Here is a 17177-nt window from a genome sequence, read left to right on the forward strand (position 1 = left end):
CACATCGTTTGAGCCGCAAGACTAGGAAGGCCCGACGCAAAAGTAAACGGTTCACCACTTTTGCACGGAGGGACTGAAATGACCGAGGAGTTGGCGCTTTAGCCTGGACGGGGACAAAAATTTAGTTTCATGTTATCCACAGCGCGATCGTATATAATTTCCTTAACAGAAAAAGACTGTCTTAAAAGTTTAAAACTTTTAGAGACAGTCTTTTTTATGCAACAATATGCGATTTTTCAAGCTTCTTATATTTAATTAGCATACCGATTCGCCACGGTAAAATCATCGAGAACGCCAAGATAAAGAACATACCGGCAAGTTCACCGACATCGAATGTTTCGGCAAATATTAATTTTAAAATAATACGTAGTACTAATAATCCCACTAATATGAATGGAAATGCTTTAGATTGCTTCATATAAATTGCGCCGTCTCGCACTTCGAACTTCGACGTTAAGATTAATACAGATGAAAATAACAAGCCTAGTGCGGCCGCTTCTACTATTTGAATTGGCGCTACACGAAACTCCTCAAAAATAAACATCAGCGCACCTGTTGACATTGCAAAAGGCGGGATAAGTATTTTTTTCGTGGTTACCGGCTTTTTTTGTGCACGCAGTCTTATGAACATTACGAAAGAGCCCATTAGAACTGCCATAATCGTCGAACCAATTAATAAATAGTGAGAAGGTATACTGTCGAACATCATATTCCTCCTCTTGCATGAACAAATGTAAAATTATCGTGTTATCGAGATAATATAATGGATCATGCACACTTTTTCACTTATCTTACTTCCCTTAGTATAGCATGGTCTTAATAAGCATGGAACAGTTAGAATCCTTTAAAACCATCGAAAATAGGCAAGAGAAGATTAATAATGTAAGTCAATCCGTCAAAGAACAATAAAATACCGACCGCGATCATAATATAGCCGCCAACGACTATAATTTTTTGGCTGTGCGTTCGAATCCAGTTCATTCGAGAAATGAAGAATGATAATGTAAAGAACGGGATAGCAAAACCTAAGTAATATGCGAGCATATACAACATTGCCGAATCGGGATTCGTTCCGCCAAGCGTAATAATCGCTGCCAATATCGGACCTGTACAAGGTGTCCACCCCGCCGCGAAGGCAAGGCCAATTAGAACCGAACCGAAATAACCGGATGGTCGGTTTTTGAACTGAAACTTGCGGTCTTTCATTAAAAAGTCGATCTGCAGAAGGCCGACAATCATTAGACCGAATGCAACAATTAAAATTGCGCCAACTTGACGCAGTAAATCCTGGTACTGGAAGAAGAAATCTTTCGCTAACGAGGTTCCAAATCCGATTGCGATAAATATGATCGAAAAGCCAAGCAGGAAAAATAAAGTATGTAAAATTGCGCGTTTTTGCATCATTCCCTTTTCGGCTTTCAGCTCATCGAGTGTCATACCGGTTATGTAGGATAAAAATGCAGGATAGAGCGGTAGCGTACATGGTGAAATAAAACTTAAAAAACCGGCTCCAAAAGCTAAAAGGACATTTAAATCTGTATTCATGCTGCTTCATTCTCCTTAACATTGATACATCCATCGTACCAAATTTCACCATACTTTACTTCCTTTTTTAGATGAATATTTTTTGTCCATGTAATAGGGAAACTGAGAAAGGTTAAAGGGATAAATGTGCGAAAGTGCCGTTGTTAATACCATTGCATATAAAAGGCTCTTCTGGTTGAACTGAGTGACACTTTAGCACATTTGATATGGGAAGGGAGATTTTACTATCGAATCATATCAATAATAAACAGACTGGAATAAATAACTGAAGTAAACAACACTACTATTGAAATCGTAATTAGCTGGAACTTGATTGACCAGCGCCATACGCATTCCTTAGGAGCGCTTTTTTTCCATCGTAAAGCTGCCTTAAAATTAATAAACCAGCAATGTAATGTCACAATGATGGAAGGTACTGTGAACAAGGCAATCAACAACAATGATTGCTGGAATACATTTGTCGTATATTTTCCGTAATTAATCATGAAGTACGGGAGTACAAACCAGAATACGGATGTAAATACCAATACGACAGCTGCCAAAAAATGCAGCCATTTATATTCGCTGTGTGTTTGCCTGTAATGTTTTAATGCTGCCTGCATGATCATCACCTACTTTTTTCACTTACTATTCCCACTTTTTGTCGAAAATGAAACCGGAAAAATGTAGTAAAATGAAAAAACCTGCCTTTATCATGTCAGATGAAAGGCAGGTTTTATTATTATGTTGAAGTTAATTCAAAAACCTCTCTGTTGGAACGTAAATTCCATTCTGGTTCGAACCGTTTCACAATGGCATTTTTCAGTTTGTTCATCGCCTTTTCATTCTCCATAGGATAGATGGCAAAATGAACATCGCTTGTCTGCAAAAGCTTTGTTATATTTGCATTAACATGGCAATGTGTAGACGTTCCATCCCGGTAGCAACCTTTTGCATATATGTTGCCGATATGCTGATTAAAACGCTCTTTAAATGTTCTTGCACACACACCGCAAAATTTCAGTTCATTATTTGCGATGATCGTATAAATGCCTCGTCGTTTCAATAAATCCTCGTCACCACTGACGACAAAACGGGAGTATGTCAGGTCACCGTAATTATTCAAAAATTGTCTGTAAGTATGATTCCCTTCTTCTTTTAAGGATTTTATTGCTGCACCGGCCGGCACATTCTTTAAGTGCTTTTGTTCTTCAACAAAGTTCTTTAAATGCTCATACTTTTTCTGTTTTGTCAGTTCGCCAAGCGTTTTTTTATCAAAACTCTCAAATAGGTCGGTGATTCCCTGTTCTAGTACAATTATCTCTACTTTAGTAAATTCGATTTTCTCTTCATTTATTTGGATAAACATTTGTGTACTCCTTTCCGGCATACCCCTTTCTATATACTTTTCGATATATATCACCAAAATCCCTCTTATTTTCCGTTAATTCTGTATTAGTACACATTTTATAAAAAAAGCGATTCGCTCTAATGAACGAATCGCTTCAGGACTAAAAATTTTCTTTATCAAATACTTCCAAATCAATTATGCGGGCACCTTGTTTTAAGATGGCGGCTTCCAGCTCGTCCACTGTTGATTGTTTCGCACCTTTTGCCAGAGTAATAACCACTCGGCGCAAATAAGTTGTATCATCATCAAGAGAGAACACACAATGCAGCGGCCATACCTTTTTTACCGCCGTCAGTACTCTGATTAAAATACCGTCCGTGTCCGGCAATGCAATTGTAATTGCACAGCTTCCTGTACGGTAGCCCCACGCTTCTTCCAGCAGCTCAAATACTTTTGAATGAGGTAATATGCCGGCAAAGTTCCCTTTCGTATCTACAACCGCCAAATAAGGCAATTGTTTAATTGAATGGAACACTTCAAAAAAAGAACTGTTTTCGTGTACAAATGCATCCGGTTCTTCAGTAAGTGCTTTAACAGGTGCTTTCGTGTCGCCATCTTTTAACTTATACTCGAGTAACTCGACTTTATAAATATTTCCGACGAATTTTTCACCCGCTTCATCCAATACCGGGATGCATCTATAACCATTGTCATTTAGCTGACCGAGTACGTCTTTAATGGCATCCGTCTCTTTTACAAAACTTACATCTTTCTTCTTTATATATCTTTGTTTCACTAACATGGCACTACCTCCTTGATGTACTACCCTTATTTTAAAGGTAGTCATTCAAATACGAAAGAGATTTTTGAATATTTCGCATTTTACTGTTGATTTCTATTTGTAAATTTCATAATAAATATATGCATATGCTAAATCGAGGCATTTTTGATAGCTCGGTAAAATGTTTTCTTTATTATTTACCGATGCAAAATAGATGGCTTCCAGTACGCTGTCGTTTTTCGGGTAAAGTTCCCGGATTTTATAAAATACCTTTTCGCATAACGTATCTGTACATTTTTCCGATAGCTGAATAATATAGCCGATTGTTGATTCATCAACACGGGTGCTTGTAATGATGACCTCTTTCATCTCACTCATCATTTCATCATTGATTAAATGAATAATATCATTTAATTTTTCTTTTTTGTTTTCTACCACTTTACAATCAACTAATACGAGCGTATACCCGGTATCATTTGTTGAGTTTAATAAATATGTACCCGCGAGCTGAAACTGATGTAATGGCGATATAAAACTTTTGTCCAATTCAAATTGGTTCGTTGTTGACGTTTTAATATATTTTTCCATATAGCGTTTATCTGTTTCTATTTTGCGGTAAAAACGGGCTTGGTACTGCTCCATCTTTTTCAGGAGCGTTTCTTCATTTATCAGCTTATACGCTTGGGTAATATATTTATAGCATTCCTGCACAAGATCCTTATGGCTATTAGCTTTCATACAGAGCAGGAGCACCTCATGCAATACTTCGATTGCACATTCATAGCGGCCGTTTTTAAAAAGAATCTTTCCCCTTAATACACGGACATGCAAATCGATTCGGGAAAATTTTTCGAACGGGTACTCTTCAAAATACTCATCGAATAACTTTTTCGCATAATCCATTTTCCCCATCTGCAGAGACAATTCAATATGTGTGATAAAACGGACCAGCATGAACTTTTCATCATCAGGGTTTCCCATCTTCAAAAAAACTGCTGGTATCTTGCTGATTTCCCAAAAAATATCTTTAGGTAATTCATCCATTTGTGTTGCATAATAGTTATTCATCGCGAGTGACAGCAGTGAATAATTTCCATCTTCCAATGCCAGACTGCTCGCAAGCCGGTAGTATTTCTTTGCCTGCTCAAAATCAATACTGAAATAATAGCAATGTCCTATTACCAAATAGAGACTTGCCAAACAACCTTTTAAATTTTCTATGAAATATTGTTCAATGTCCAATAGCATTTGCAAAATTTTCATATTTTTATTCGCTAAAATAAAAGGTTCACTATCAAAACGAAGGAAGTCATTTATGTTTTCGGTATTTCCCTCTTCAACTAATGATTTGAACAATGCTATATAGGCTTCATACTGTGCATCGATTGATGAAAATGTTTGTGAACGATAATGGTCAAGCTGTAATGACTTGAGTTGCTTCCCCATTTTATAGCCACCTCCTACTTTTTCAAAGATAACGGTTCGTACAGTTCACGTTTAATAATTGAAAACTGATCCATAAATCGAATGACTTTTTGTTGAGCTTCGTCATACTTTGTATCGTTGGCAGTCAGGAAATCACGTAAACTTTTTATAATTGTTGTTTCGATTTGGACAAGCTTTTTAGGGTAATGTTCGTATTTATAGAAGCGGTCATGAAATAATTGCTTCGAACTGTTTTCAAATTTCATATAGAGATCATATTGTTCTTTTGGTATTGTTTTAAATACTTCCCGGAAATAGTCCAAAAACAGATTGACGGTCATTACAGAGGCCATTAAAGCATTCGTACACGACCCAACCGTTGCTTTTTTCAAACGTTTAAATTTTGAGCTGATTAATACTTCATTCAATATAAAATGGCGAATTAGAAAAATGAGCGCATGCTCCGAATTGATGACCGGCTCTTCATCGAAATAAAAGTAAACCAAAATATCGCTTACACTGTATTTTACAAAAGCAAAATGTGCAAAGTCATGGCGGATTAAATGGAAAAAGTAGTCATAATGTTCGAGTTGTTTAAATTGTCCGAGCTGCTGTTCATTTAAAATAAATAATGAATTCAATGGATCAAAATCTTTCATCTTCACACCTCTCCGACAACATTTACTACCATTATAATAGTTATTTGTTAAAATTTGTTGTTTTTTGCAAAAATAAAAAGACATATCCGAAAGAAAGTGACTTTCGGATATGTCTTGTCGAATATTAATATGCTAGACCAAATAACGCTTTAATATGAGTCATATAGCGGATATTTGAAGCTTCTTTCATTAATGAAGCCGGTAAACCTACTAATTGAGTATTGTTTGCCCCAATTGTCGCAATACCGTCTTTGCGGCCTAAAGAACCTAAAGTACCTGAGTTAGTAAATTTGAATTCTTTTAAGTCAGCACCTTTAATTTGTGCAAAAATGTTGTAACCTGCAGTTTCACCTTGCTGCCATGCTACTTGAGCAGTTGGTGCATAAGTTGGGCGGTCACCCGGGTTTGGAATATGGGCAGACGCATCACCAATAACAAATACTTCAGGGTGTGAAGTAGATTGTAGGAAGTCATTAATCGTTGCTTTACCACGATCTGCAGCTAAACCTGATTCAGCTACTAATGGAAGTGGAGCAACTCCGCCTGTCCATACTAATGTGTTTGCAACGATTGGCTCACGGTCTTTCAGTTGAATAACATTGCCTTCAACACCAGTTACAGGTGTTGATGTAATGAATTCTACACCGCGCTTCGTTAATGACTGTGTTGCACGCTCGATTAAGTTTTCTGGGAATACTGGTAAGATTTTTGGACCTGCTTCAACTAATTTGATTTTAAGATCTTCAAATTTAACACCGTATTTCTCAGCAACTTTAGGGAAATGGTCTACGATTTCACCAACAAGCTCAACACCTGTTAAACCACCACCACCGATTACGATTGTTGCATCCGCTTCGTCTTTTGTTGTAGCGTATGCTTTAATGCGTGCTTCGATATGCTCGCGGATAGCATTAGCTTCATCAACTGATTTTAATACGAAAGAGTTTTCCTCTAAGCCTGGGATTCCGAAGAAACCAGTTTGGCTACCTAAAGCAACTACTAATGTATCGTATTGTAATGTTTTGCCGTTTGAAAGCACTACATTTTTACTTTCTACGTCAAAGCTGTTTACTTTTGCGATTTCCAAGTTGATGTCATAACCTTTGAAAATCTTTTCAAGTGATAATGAAACAGCACCTTCAGAAATTGTACCGCCAGCTAAACGGTGTAATTCTGTAATGATTTGGTGAGTAGGGAATTGGTTTACGACTGTAATACGCGCTTCGTCTTTATTTAAATATTTACGAGCTGTTTGTGCTGCCAATACACCAGCAAATCCAGCACCTAAAATAACGATTTCTTTAGTTACCATATTAAATATCCTCCAATAAAATTAGATTGTACAAATTATTTCATTTGTTTGCGTTCAGATGCTACTTGTAAAAATGCATTAGCAAAACGTAATGCCCCTTGCACTTGTGGGTCTTTCAACATTTTTAATAAGCCGAATACGCCTACTGTTTCATTGCTTTCTTCAGCACGGTCTTTTGCTTCGATCGCTGTTTGTGCCAATGATTTAGCAGTACCAACAACTGGGCTGGCCATTTCTGTTACAGCAGCAACTGTATCATTTTTTAATGTTTCATCAGTTGCAACACTAGTAGCAAATTCATACGTTTTTGTTAATAATGTAGTCATTTCAGCCAACTTTGGTAAGTTATCTACTAAAGTAGTTAATGAAGCTTGTACCTCTGGCTTTAGTAACTGATCTAAAACATCTAATTGTTCTTGTGTAACAGCCACTTTTTCTACCTGCTGATTATTCATTTCTGACATAATAACTCTCCTTTGCCATCACTTAATATTATTTTTTTCGAAAATTTCATACCCGATTGTAAAAACTTTCACATACCATTCAATAAGCAACGATAGCACAAAGATTCGTTTGTTACAATTAGAAAACGGAAATAAAAGAAGGAAAAACTTAATTTAAGAATATTCTGTATTTTTATTATTTAAAAAAATTTTATTTTTATGTATATGACGTATTTTTATGTTTTTTTTAATAAAAATTTCCCTTCATTATTTTTAATATTGAAAGTATTTAAATAGTTGTTTTTTATCATTATTAAAGGTTAATTATGTATTTATATGATAGAAAACAAAAATTCTTTACGAGTAAAAGTGATTCACTCCCCTTCCTATTCCCCTCCATAATATTTTTCTAAAAAACTTTCTCTTCAAACGGTTGATTTGACTCAATAGGAACCTCCACGTTGCTATGAAACGAAAAAGTGCGTACTTTTTTTAATTTTAAAGTGGATCCATAATAAAAAAGCAACGAAATACTTATTCCATTGGAGGATCAATAAATGATTACTAGTTTAAAGGATACAATCAAATTAAATAATGAGGTAGAAATGCCAGCAATGGGCCTTGGCGTCTTTCAGGTGGAAAACGACGCAACAGCAGAAATCGTTAAAAATGCGATTGAGCTAGGTTATCGCAGCATTGATACAGCCGCTATTTACGGAAACGAAGCGGGTGTTGGCGAGGGCATTAAATTGGCACTGGCCTCTACCGGTTTAAATAGAGAGGACTTATTCATCACATCTAAAGTTTGGAATGCCGGGTTAAATTATGAGGAAACTGTTTCAGCTTACGAAGAGAGCTTGGAAAAATTAGGGCTGGGCTATTTGGATCTATATTTAATCCACTGGCCAGGTAAAAATAAATATGCCGAGTCTTGGAGTGCTTTAGAGGATCTGTATATAGAAGGTAAAATCAGAGCAATCGGTGTTTGCAATTTCAATATTTCGCATTTGCAGGATTTAATGAAAAACGCTCGGGTAACACCGGTCATTAACCAAGTTGAGTATCACCCGCGCCTACAACACCAATCATTACGTGCATATTGCAAAGAGCACAATATTCAATTAGAAGCTTGGGCGCCATTAATGCAAGGCGGTCTACTCGAAGATCCGACGATTGCAAAAATTGCCGAAAAGTATGGAAAATCAAATTCACAAGTTATTTTACGTTGGGATATTCAAAATGGAGTTATCACGATTCCTAAATCCGTTCGTAAAGAGCGTATGGCTCAAAATGCCGACATTTTTGATTTTAGTCTTACTGTTGAAGAAATGCAGATCATTAACGCGATGAATTTAGATAAACGCGTCGGACCGGATCCGGAAGTTTTTGATTTCTAATTTGAATTGAAGATTTGAAGAGACGAAAAGCCTCAAGAATTTTAGTACCTTGAGGCTTTCATTATTTTCATTAAGATAGTTTTTGTACAGCAATATCATCATCACGCTGCATAAGAAGAACTTCTTCGCCATTCTCTTTTAATTTATCGATATGCTTCTCGCCCCACGTGCAAAGTAAGTTGAGTACCGGCTCCATCTCGTGTCCATATGGGGTTAAGGAATATTCCACTTTCGGCGGTACTTGGTTGTACACCTTACGATTAATTAAACCGCATTGCTCAAGTTCGCGTAATTGGGACGTCAGCATTTTCTGTGAAATGCCGGGAATTAACCGGCGAAATTCATTCGTCCGGATTTGACCATGGTGATTGAGGTGACATAGAATGACTGGTTTCCATTTACCCCCAATGACTTCGAGTGTTGCTTCGACACCAATATTATAAACTTTTTTCATATTGAAACCCCCAGTATTATCAAAAGTAACTAAAAGTACTGTACATGCTTTTATCGTATGTATGAATAATACTATACCCTATAAAATAAATCAAAGGAGTATTTTTTAATATGTCTACATCAAAAACACCAAACGCCAGATTAACACTTCTTGCGTTAGCAATCAGTTCGTTTGGTATCGGTTCCACAGAATTTATTAGCGTTGGATTGCTCCCGCTTATCACAAATGAGTTTGGTATTACTTTAAGTACTGCAGGATTAACTGTATCAATCTATGCACTGGGCGTTACAATCGGAGCACCCATTTTAACGGTTTTAACATCCCGGCTTGACCGTAAAAAGGTGCTGCTGCTCGTAATGGTACTTTTTATCGTCGGTAATTTATGGGTAGCGATAGCACCAACGTTTATTTTATTGTTGATTGGACGCATTATTTCTGCTTTTGCCCATGGTGTTTTTATGTCGATTGCGGCGGTTATAGCTGCTGACGTTGTAGCACCAAACAAACGGGCAAGTGCCATCGCTTTTATGTTTACAGGATTAACTTTGGCAACTGTCAGTGGAGTCCCTTTAGGAACATTCATTGGCCAAGTAACGGATTGGCGGCTATCATTCATCTTCATCGTCGTTATTGGAATAATTGGGTTAATCAGCAATGCATTTCTTGTACCAAATAATTTAACAAAAAGTAAACCAATTTCATTAAGTGATATCGGAAAAGTATTAAGCAATTTCCGTATGCTGTTAATATTATTTATTACAGCAATGGGTTACGGAGGCGTATTTGTTGTTTACACATACGTGTCCCCTATTCTTGAAAATCAAATGGGTTACTCCCCTCATGCGATCGTCGTCATATTAATTGTTTACGGAATTTGTGTCGCTATTGGTAATACAATCGGGGGCCACTTTGCAAACATTAATCCACTGCGTGCGATATTCATCTTCTTTATTGGACTAGCCTTAACGTTACTAGGTGTATACTTCTCATTTGATTCCAAGGTAATTGGGCTCGTAATGGTATTAGCGATGGGACTTTTTATGTTTATGAATGTGCCGGGCTTACAATTGTATGCCGTTCAGCTATCCGAAAAATATGTACCAGCTGCTACTGCGATGGCTTCTGCTTTAAATATTTCGGCTTTCAATATCGGGATTTTCCTCGGTTCATATGTCGGCGGTTTAATTGTACATTATCAGTCACTGGACAATACGCCCCTATACGGATTTTTAATGGTAATCATTGCCGCAAGTATTACATTAGTTTGGATGATAGTAGAAAAAAAACAAAATGTTTGTACTAAGAATGAATTCTCGCCATTATCCAAAAATTAATATTTATAAAATATGATAGAAACCCTCCTAACATTAATGTTTGAGACGGTTTCTATTTTTGTTTATAATTCCGTATGGAAATACTCAAAAGGAGCTTCATCAACCGTATTTTTGTAGTACTTCGGAATATCTCCACAATTTTAAGCTTCAAAATTCCGATTTATTTGCTATGCTTAGATTGAAGGAGCGTTATTTAATGAAAAAGATTATTTTTATACTTATTTTTGCCGTTAGTGGCTTTCAATTTTTTGGGACTGAACAAGTTGGTGCTCCCGACTTACCTCAGCAGCTTTCACTAGCATCGTACTCCGTCTCAAACGGGGATCTTGTACTTGTTAACCGGGATATCGCTTTGCAGAATGAACCAAGCAATTTAGCCTCTATTCCAGCTGATATAGCGGATAATGTGATCGTCAATTCAGAGTATTTTCTAGTAGAACAGGCGATTCCACCCCTCAAGCAATTATTCGATGCTGCAGCGAACGATGGAATCAAGCATTTTATAATTAATAGTGCCTATCGGAGCGGAAAACTTCAGGAACAGCTTTATGAACAATACGGTGCTGATTATGCTCTGCCTGCCGGCTACAGTGAACACCAGACGGGCTTATCGATTGATATCGGTTCTACTGTCGGCAAAATGGAAAATGTGGAAGAAGGAAACTGGATGGAAGAACATGCAGCGGAGTTCGGCTACATTCTACGTTACCCTAAACATAAAGTCGACATTACCGGGATAGAGTATGAACCTTGGCATTTCCGATACATAGGCCTGCCCCACAGCGTGATGATGAAGCAGCATGACTTCGTATTTGAGGAATATATTGCTTATCTCAAAGAAAAGCAATTTTATAAAATGACTTTAGATGATACAACTTATTTCGTGCAGTATACCAGCAACAAAACATCCGTAAACACACTTGAATCACAGAACATCAAAGTTTCCGGTAATAATGCCGGGGGATATATTATTACTTCCTTATTGGATGAAACTTGATAGGCTCTCGTTAAAATAAAAAAAAACGACTTTTTGCATGTGCAAAAGGTCGTTTTTTATCGTTTGATTAAACTTTAACATCATTCTCTTTATTATACGCTGCATGATGTTTTCTCGCTTCGAGCACTTTGGATGCCGAAAAGATGAATACCGCAAGCCATATACAAATGAAAGTGATAAATTCTGTCAGCGTGAAAGGCTCTTTATATAAGAAAATGCCGAGCATTAGACTGATCGTAGGTGCCAGGAATTGAATGAAACCTAATAGATAAAGCGGTATTTTTTGCGCACTTTTTGCAAATAGGACTAGTGGCAAGGCAGTCACGATCCCTCCGCCCATTAACAATAGATTCGTTTTCCAGTCCACATGCATAAAGGCGATTTCCGACGTTCTCATTAAATAAATGTAGATCGCGACAGCAATCGGTAAAACGAACAATGTTTCAATTGCAAGACCACGTGTCGCATCGAGCGGAATCTGCTTTTTAATGACACCGTAAAAAGCAAATGTCAGTGCAAGCGCAAGTGATACCCAAGGAATCGTCCCACCTAATACCGCCTGATATCCGACCCCTATTGCCGCAATGATGACTGCTACTGTAGTTGCCCGAGAAATTTTTTCTTTAAAAAAGATCAGACCGAACAACACAGATATAAGCGGATTAATATAGTAACCTAAACTCGTCTGCAGTAAATGTCCATTGTTTACTGCCCAAATGAAAATTCCCCAGTTTAGCGAAACAAATACCGATGCTACGAACAGTAAAAAAAACTGTTTCTTATTCTTCCATAGCATTTTAATATCTGCGATCATCTGTTTGTACTGACGAATCAGCAACACAAACAAAACGGTGAATACAAAGGACCAAATGACACGTCCCACTAATATTTCTACACTGCCGACATGCTGCAGCTGCTTCCAGTACAGGGGAATGATCCCCCACATTAAATAGGCGCCGATTGCTAAAAAGACGCCCTTCTTTAGTTCTGACATTGGTGCACCTTCTAATTTTTGATACTCTCATTATAGTTGTCCATATTTGAGAAGTAAATAATTGTAGCTTACTAGCACACTTAAAATTATTCCACTATACCATTTTGCAATAAGTACATTTTGTGATATAACCCTTTTTGTGCGATAAGCTGTTGATGTGTTCCACGTTCGACAATCTCACCTTTATGCAAAACTAATATTTGCTCGGCATCCTGTATTGTTGAAAGTCTATGGGCGATTGCGATAGTAGTACGGCCTTTACGCATTTTTTCCAATGACTGCTGAATGCCCACTTCCGTTTCGGTATCAATCGCTGCCGTTGCTTCATCGAGAACAAGGATTTTCGGGTTTGTCGCAATTGTCCGCGCAAATGCCACCAATTGGCGCTGTCCGCTTGAAAACGTTGAACCGCGCTCTGTTACACGGCTTTCATATCCATCCGGCAGCGATTCAATAAAATCATTCGCCTGGACGAACTCAGCTGCTTCCTTTACTTTCTGCAATGTTAGACTTTCATTGTATAAACGAATATTCGAATCAATCGTTCCGTAAAACAGGAACGGATCTTGCAGCACAAGCCCCATCTTTTCACGTAGTTCCTGCTGTTCGTAATCTTTGATCGATTGGCCGTCAATTAATATTTCACCGCGATGATACTCATAAAATCGCATCAAAAGATTAATAATGGAACTTTTTCCGCTGCCGGTATGCCCGACTAACGCCACCGTTTCCCCGGGATTAACCGTGAACGAGATATTTTTCAGTACGTCTTGTTTGCCGTCATAGCTGAACGACACATTTTTAAACTCGATAAGCCCTTTTGAAACTTGTACAGGCTTGTTTTGCTGTGCCGGCTCGAGTTCTTCATTATCAATCAGCTCAAATACACGGGAAGCCGCTACAATCGCCTGCTGGAACAGTGCAAGACGTTCCATTACTTGGTTGATCGGGTCAAAGAAGCGGTTCATATATGTAATGAACGCATAAACAACCCCGACTTCCACAGCTGTTTCAAATGATGTCCAACCGAAGTAAAACAGTAAAATAACAATTGCTGTAAAGTACACTAAGTCAATAATCGGACGAAGCAGAAGACTGTTCATTTTCGTATTGGCCATCATCGACTGGAAGTGCTCTTCATTGACACGGTCAAACTCGTCATTGAACCTTGGTTCCTGACGGAAAGCCTGTACGATGCTCATTCCTGATAATGTTTCAGAAAGTTTCGCATTAAGTTCACTCAGTTTCTCCCGCATGCGCATATACACAACCGAACTCATTTTGCGGTAAAGCCAAATAATATACATAATGACCGGCAGCAATAGCAGCATGTAGAAGGCAAGTTTTGCATTCAGGAAAAACATCGCAAAATATACACCAACTATTAAAAATGCCGCCTGTACAAAGCTGATCAGTACCGAAACGAACATATCTTTAATCGCTTCCGTATCATTTGTTGCCCTGGATACGATTGAACCGGCCGGAACCTGGTCAAAATAACGCATTCCCAGTCGATGGATCTTTGAAAACACATCAATTCGCAGCTGCTGAATGACTTTTAGGGCAAGCTCCTGGAATTTAATATTTTGATAATAGGTAATCACAACATTCAGCAACTGAATGATAAAATACCCGACTCCGAGTGTCACGATTGGGGTCATATCAAAATTGCCGATCATTAAATGGTCATCGATATATATTTTGATCAAATACGGACCGATAATATCTCCGAGTACTGTTAAAACAAGAAGAAACAGCGCAATAGCCAATATTTTTTTATGAGGCTTTAAATACGTAAAGAGGCGCTTTAATACGAGGCGCTGTTCTTTACTTGAAATCGTCTCATTCGCCATCGTGGTCACCCCCCTGTTCCACTAACTGCTCAAGTTGCTGCAACTGGTACATTTCATAATAGCTGCCTTCCAGTGCCATCAACTGTTCGTGTGTACCTTTTTCAATAATCGTCCCTTCATCTACAACAATAATGATATGCGCCTGCTGGATCGCACTTAGACGGTGTGATGTAATAATCGTAGTTGCATTTTTACGTTCTTCTTTCAGTGCATGTAATATGGCTTCTTCCGTACGTGCATCTACCGCAGATAAAGAATCATCCAAAATAAGCAGTTCAGGTTTCATCAGTAGTGCCCTAGCAATGGAAATCCGTTGTTTCTGGCCACCTGAAAGCGATACGCCACGTTCTCCGACGATCGTGTCATAGCCATCTGTAAAGCTCATAATATCTTCATCAATATTTGCAAGTGCTGCCGCTGCGCGAACTTCCTGCATGCTTGCACGAGGGTTGGCAAAGGCAATATTGGAATAAAGTGTTGCCGAGAATAAAAAATGATCTTGCGGTACATAACCAATCGCCTGTCGCAAAGAACTTTTCTTATAATCATTTATATTGTGTTCCCCAAATTGAATCGTTCCTTTGTAACCTTCAAATTCACGTAGCAACAGCTTTAAAATCGATGTTTTCCCTGCGCCTGTTTTACCGACGATTCCAAGAGTTTCCCCGCGTTTCAGTTCAAAATGCACATCTTTCAATGTCGGTGCCGTATCTCCTGGGAATGTAAATGAAGTGACATTGAATTGAAGATCACCCGTTGGATTTTCTTCGATTGCGCCAACTTTGTCATCGATTTCAATCGGAGTATTTAAGATGCGTTCGATCCGGTCATAGGAAACACTGCCTCGTTCAACGATATTGAACAGCATGCCAATTGCCAGCATTGGCCAGATCAGAATGCTTAAATACGTTGTGAAAGTTACCAAATCCCCGACAGTCATTGCCTCTTCCAAAATAAATTTTGTCCCGAATCCAAGGCTTAACATAAAACTCAATCCAACTACAAAGCTGATCGTCGGGTCAAATAGTGAATCGACTTTCGCAACGCGCATATTTTTTTCCACAACTTCATCGGAAAGCTTCGTAAAATCCGCAACATCCTGCTGTTGCTGACCAAACGTTTTCAATACTTTCATGCCGCTGATACTTTCCTGTGTTTTATCGTTTAAATCGGAAAACGCCGCTTGGGCATGACGGAAACGCTCATGCAGAAGCTTGCCGTAATAGCTCGTCGATAAGGCGACTAGCGGCATCGGAATGAGTGCAATTAATGTCAGACGCCAGTCGATTGTAATCGCCATGGCCAAGATGACAAAGCCCCCTGTTGTAAGCGAGTCAAACAATGTTAACACTCCACCGCCAGCAGTTTGCTGCACTGCACTTATATCATTTGTTGCATGTGCCATCAAATCACCGACACGATTCTTTTGATAAAACGATGGGGACATCTGTGTAAAATGGCGATGGAGCTTTTCGCGTAATGTTCGCGCCAACAGGTTGGACGAGCCGAAAATCATTTGACGCCAGTAGTAACGCAGTATGTACATGGCAATTGCTACACCGATAATGATGGCGAGCCATTTGAACAGGCCTGCTTTCGTCAATGTCCTTGCACCGATTTCATCAATTGTGAAGCCGATAATTTTCGGCGGGACGAGCTGCAGGATCGCTACTAATACAAGCATTAGAAGCCCGACTATGTACTGGTATTTTCGCTCTTTAAAAAACCAACCTAATTTTAGAAATACCTTCATTCTTTCACCCTCTTTTTTACTCAAGTTCCTCCATTTTACCAAATATTTAAATTTTCCGATATATTTTACAAATATTTTTTTCGGATTCCGAATTATTTTTTACCGACCATTTTACAGATGATTTTGTAACGGCTTTTTGCAATTATATTTTCGCTTACAATATTTCTGTATTTTTTTGTCCATACTAAAACCAATATTCCATTTACAGCAGATTTTTATTTTTTCTGCAGGAATGGGAACTGCTAAATGAATATCGAAAGGAAGTTTTTTTATTGAGGAAACAATTATTGTTATCGTTCGTTGCTACATTTTTATTATTTGTACCGGGAGCATTCGCACATACACACTTGGTATCAACTAATCCTGCAGAAGGTGAATCTGTAAACGAAAATATAAAAACAATTGATTTGACGTTTGAAGGGAAGATTGAAGAAGGCAGTATATTTAAAGTAATAGCAAGCGACGGGAAAGAAATGGATATTCATTCGATTTCTATAAATGATGGGGTCCTAACCGGAATTATGCTTGATCCGCTTCCAAATGACACTTATACAGTTGAATGGGATAGTATTAGCGAGGATGGGCATCCGTTATCTGGTTCATTTTCATTTGCAGTAAATGCACCTGCGGAGACTAAGAAAGAAGAGGACAATGCAGCTGACACTACTGAAAAAATTGCCAACGATGTAGATTCACTCGTGGATACTTTAAAAGATGAGACGAACTCCGATGAGGATGATGAAGGCTCATTTTGGACACTCGTCATTGTCATCACCCTGATTGTACTTGTGCTCGCAGCAATAACGATATATAGCTATAAGAGATGGTTAGTTAAGAAAACGAAAAAATAAATTAAAACAGCACTCCAACCGTTACTTTTCTGCGGTTGGAGTGCTGTTT

17 protein-coding genes are annotated in these 17177 nt (G+C 38.2%); 4 read left to right on the forward strand and 13 right to left on the reverse strand.

Translation table 11 applies throughout. The features are described from left to right. Positions 1 to 214: 214 nt before the first annotated feature. From MKY71_RS09320 to MKY71_RS09360, 9 genes are all read right to left on the reverse strand, one after another. Complete coding sequence (locus tag MKY71_RS09320) at positions 215 to 706, reverse strand: CcdC family protein (protein WP_339171134.1); 492 nt, start codon at positions 704 to 706, stop codon at positions 215 to 217. A gap of 128 nt (positions 707 to 834) precedes the next feature. Then, a complete protein-coding gene (locus MKY71_RS09325; RefSeq protein WP_339171136.1) occupies positions 835 to 1545 on the reverse strand; it encodes a cytochrome c biogenesis CcdA family protein in 711 nt (236 codons plus the stop codon). Between the two features lie 224 nt (positions 1546 to 1769). Then, on the reverse strand, positions 1770 to 2147 hold the full coding sequence (locus tag MKY71_RS09330) for a hypothetical protein (RefSeq protein ID WP_340732332.1): 378 nt from the start codon (positions 2145 to 2147) through the stop codon (positions 1770 to 1772). A gap of 119 nt (positions 2148 to 2266) precedes the next feature. Further along, on the reverse strand, positions 2267 to 2893 hold the full coding sequence (locus MKY71_RS09335) for a hypothetical protein (RefSeq protein ID WP_340732333.1): 627 nt from the start codon (positions 2891 to 2893) through the stop codon (positions 2267 to 2269). Positions 2894 to 3035: 142 nt separating this feature from the next. After that, positions 3036 to 3677, reverse strand: coding sequence for a cyclic di-AMP binding protein CbpA (gene cbpA / locus MKY71_RS09340; protein WP_339194459.1), 642 nt, complete (start codon positions 3675 to 3677; stop codon positions 3036 to 3038). A gap of 93 nt (positions 3678 to 3770) precedes the next feature. After that, positions 3771 to 5102 carry a tetratricopeptide repeat protein gene (locus MKY71_RS09345; protein WP_340732334.1) on the reverse strand — a complete coding sequence of 444 codons (1332 nt, stop codon included), beginning with the start codon at positions 5100 to 5102 and terminating at the stop codon, positions 3771 to 3773. A gap of 14 nt (positions 5103 to 5116) precedes the next feature. Further along, positions 5117 to 5740 (reverse strand): serine protease, encoded by a 624-nt coding sequence (locus MKY71_RS09350; protein WP_340732335.1) that lies wholly within the window; start codon positions 5738 to 5740, stop codon positions 5117 to 5119. A 124-nt stretch (positions 5741 to 5864) separates the two neighbouring features. Continuing rightward, the gene (locus MKY71_RS09355) at positions 5865 to 7052 is read right to left on the reverse strand and encodes an NAD(P)/FAD-dependent oxidoreductase (protein ID WP_339171149.1); all 1188 of its coding nucleotides are present in this window, start codon (positions 7050 to 7052) and stop codon (positions 5865 to 5867) included. Positions 7053 to 7087: 35 nt separating this feature from the next. Beyond that, on the reverse strand, positions 7088 to 7516 hold the full coding sequence (locus tag MKY71_RS09360) for a DUF1641 domain-containing protein (protein WP_339171152.1): 429 nt from the start codon (positions 7514 to 7516) through the stop codon (positions 7088 to 7090). A gap of 536 nt (positions 7517 to 8052) precedes the next feature. On the opposite strand from MKY71_RS09360, the gene MKY71_RS09365 reads away from it, so the two are divergent. Then, positions 8053 to 8892: an aldo/keto reductase gene (locus MKY71_RS09365; RefSeq protein ID WP_340732336.1), complete on the forward strand. Its 840-nt coding sequence runs from the start codon at positions 8053 to 8055 to the stop codon at positions 8890 to 8892. A 70-nt stretch (positions 8893 to 8962) separates the two neighbouring features. Here MKY71_RS09365 and MKY71_RS09370 read toward each other — a convergent pair whose 3' ends face one another. After that, positions 8963 to 9346 carry a winged helix-turn-helix transcriptional regulator gene (locus MKY71_RS09370; RefSeq protein ID WP_079527035.1) on the reverse strand — a complete coding sequence of 128 codons (384 nt, stop codon included), beginning with the start codon at positions 9344 to 9346 and terminating at the stop codon, positions 8963 to 8965. Positions 9347 to 9456: 110 nt separating this feature from the next. Here MKY71_RS09370 and MKY71_RS09375 point away from each other — a divergent pair, with 110 nt between their 5' ends. Further along, on the forward strand, positions 9457 to 10680 hold the full coding sequence (locus tag MKY71_RS09375) for an MFS transporter (RefSeq protein ID WP_340732337.1): 1224 nt from the start codon (positions 9457 to 9459) through the stop codon (positions 10678 to 10680). 196 nt (positions 10681 to 10876) lie between these two features. Next, a complete protein-coding gene (locus MKY71_RS09380; protein WP_340732338.1) occupies positions 10877 to 11677 on the forward strand; it encodes a M15 family metallopeptidase in 801 nt (266 codons plus the stop codon). A gap of 67 nt (positions 11678 to 11744) precedes the next feature. Here MKY71_RS09380 and rarD read toward each other — a convergent pair whose 3' ends face one another. From rarD to MKY71_RS09395, 3 genes are all read right to left on the reverse strand, one after another. Next, the gene (rarD, locus tag MKY71_RS09385) at positions 11745 to 12671 is read right to left on the reverse strand and encodes an EamA family transporter RarD (protein WP_340732339.1); all 927 of its coding nucleotides are present in this window, start codon (positions 12669 to 12671) and stop codon (positions 11745 to 11747) included. Positions 12672 to 12757: 86 nt separating this feature from the next. Further along, positions 12758 to 14524 carry an ABC transporter ATP-binding protein gene (locus tag MKY71_RS09390; RefSeq protein WP_340732340.1) on the reverse strand — a complete coding sequence of 589 codons (1767 nt, stop codon included), beginning with the start codon at positions 14522 to 14524 and terminating at the stop codon, positions 12758 to 12760. Beyond that, positions 14514 to 16277 carry an ABC transporter ATP-binding protein gene (locus MKY71_RS09395; protein ID WP_340732341.1) on the reverse strand — a complete coding sequence of 588 codons (1764 nt, stop codon included), beginning with the start codon at positions 16275 to 16277 and terminating at the stop codon, positions 14514 to 14516. The genes MKY71_RS09390 and MKY71_RS09395 overlap by 11 nt, the downstream gene beginning before the upstream one ends. A gap of 272 nt (positions 16278 to 16549) precedes the next feature. Between MKY71_RS09395 and MKY71_RS09400 the strand changes: the two genes are divergently transcribed. Further along, positions 16550 to 17128, forward strand: coding sequence for a copper resistance CopC family protein (locus MKY71_RS09400; RefSeq protein WP_340732342.1), 579 nt, complete (start codon positions 16550 to 16552; stop codon positions 17126 to 17128). The last annotated feature ends 49 nt before the right edge of the window (positions 17129 to 17177 follow it).

It is taken from the genome of Solibacillus sp. FSL W7-1324, assembly GCF_038008025.1.
In the GTDB taxonomy this organism is placed as follows: Bacteria; Bacillota; Bacilli; order Bacillales_A; family Planococcaceae; genus Solibacillus.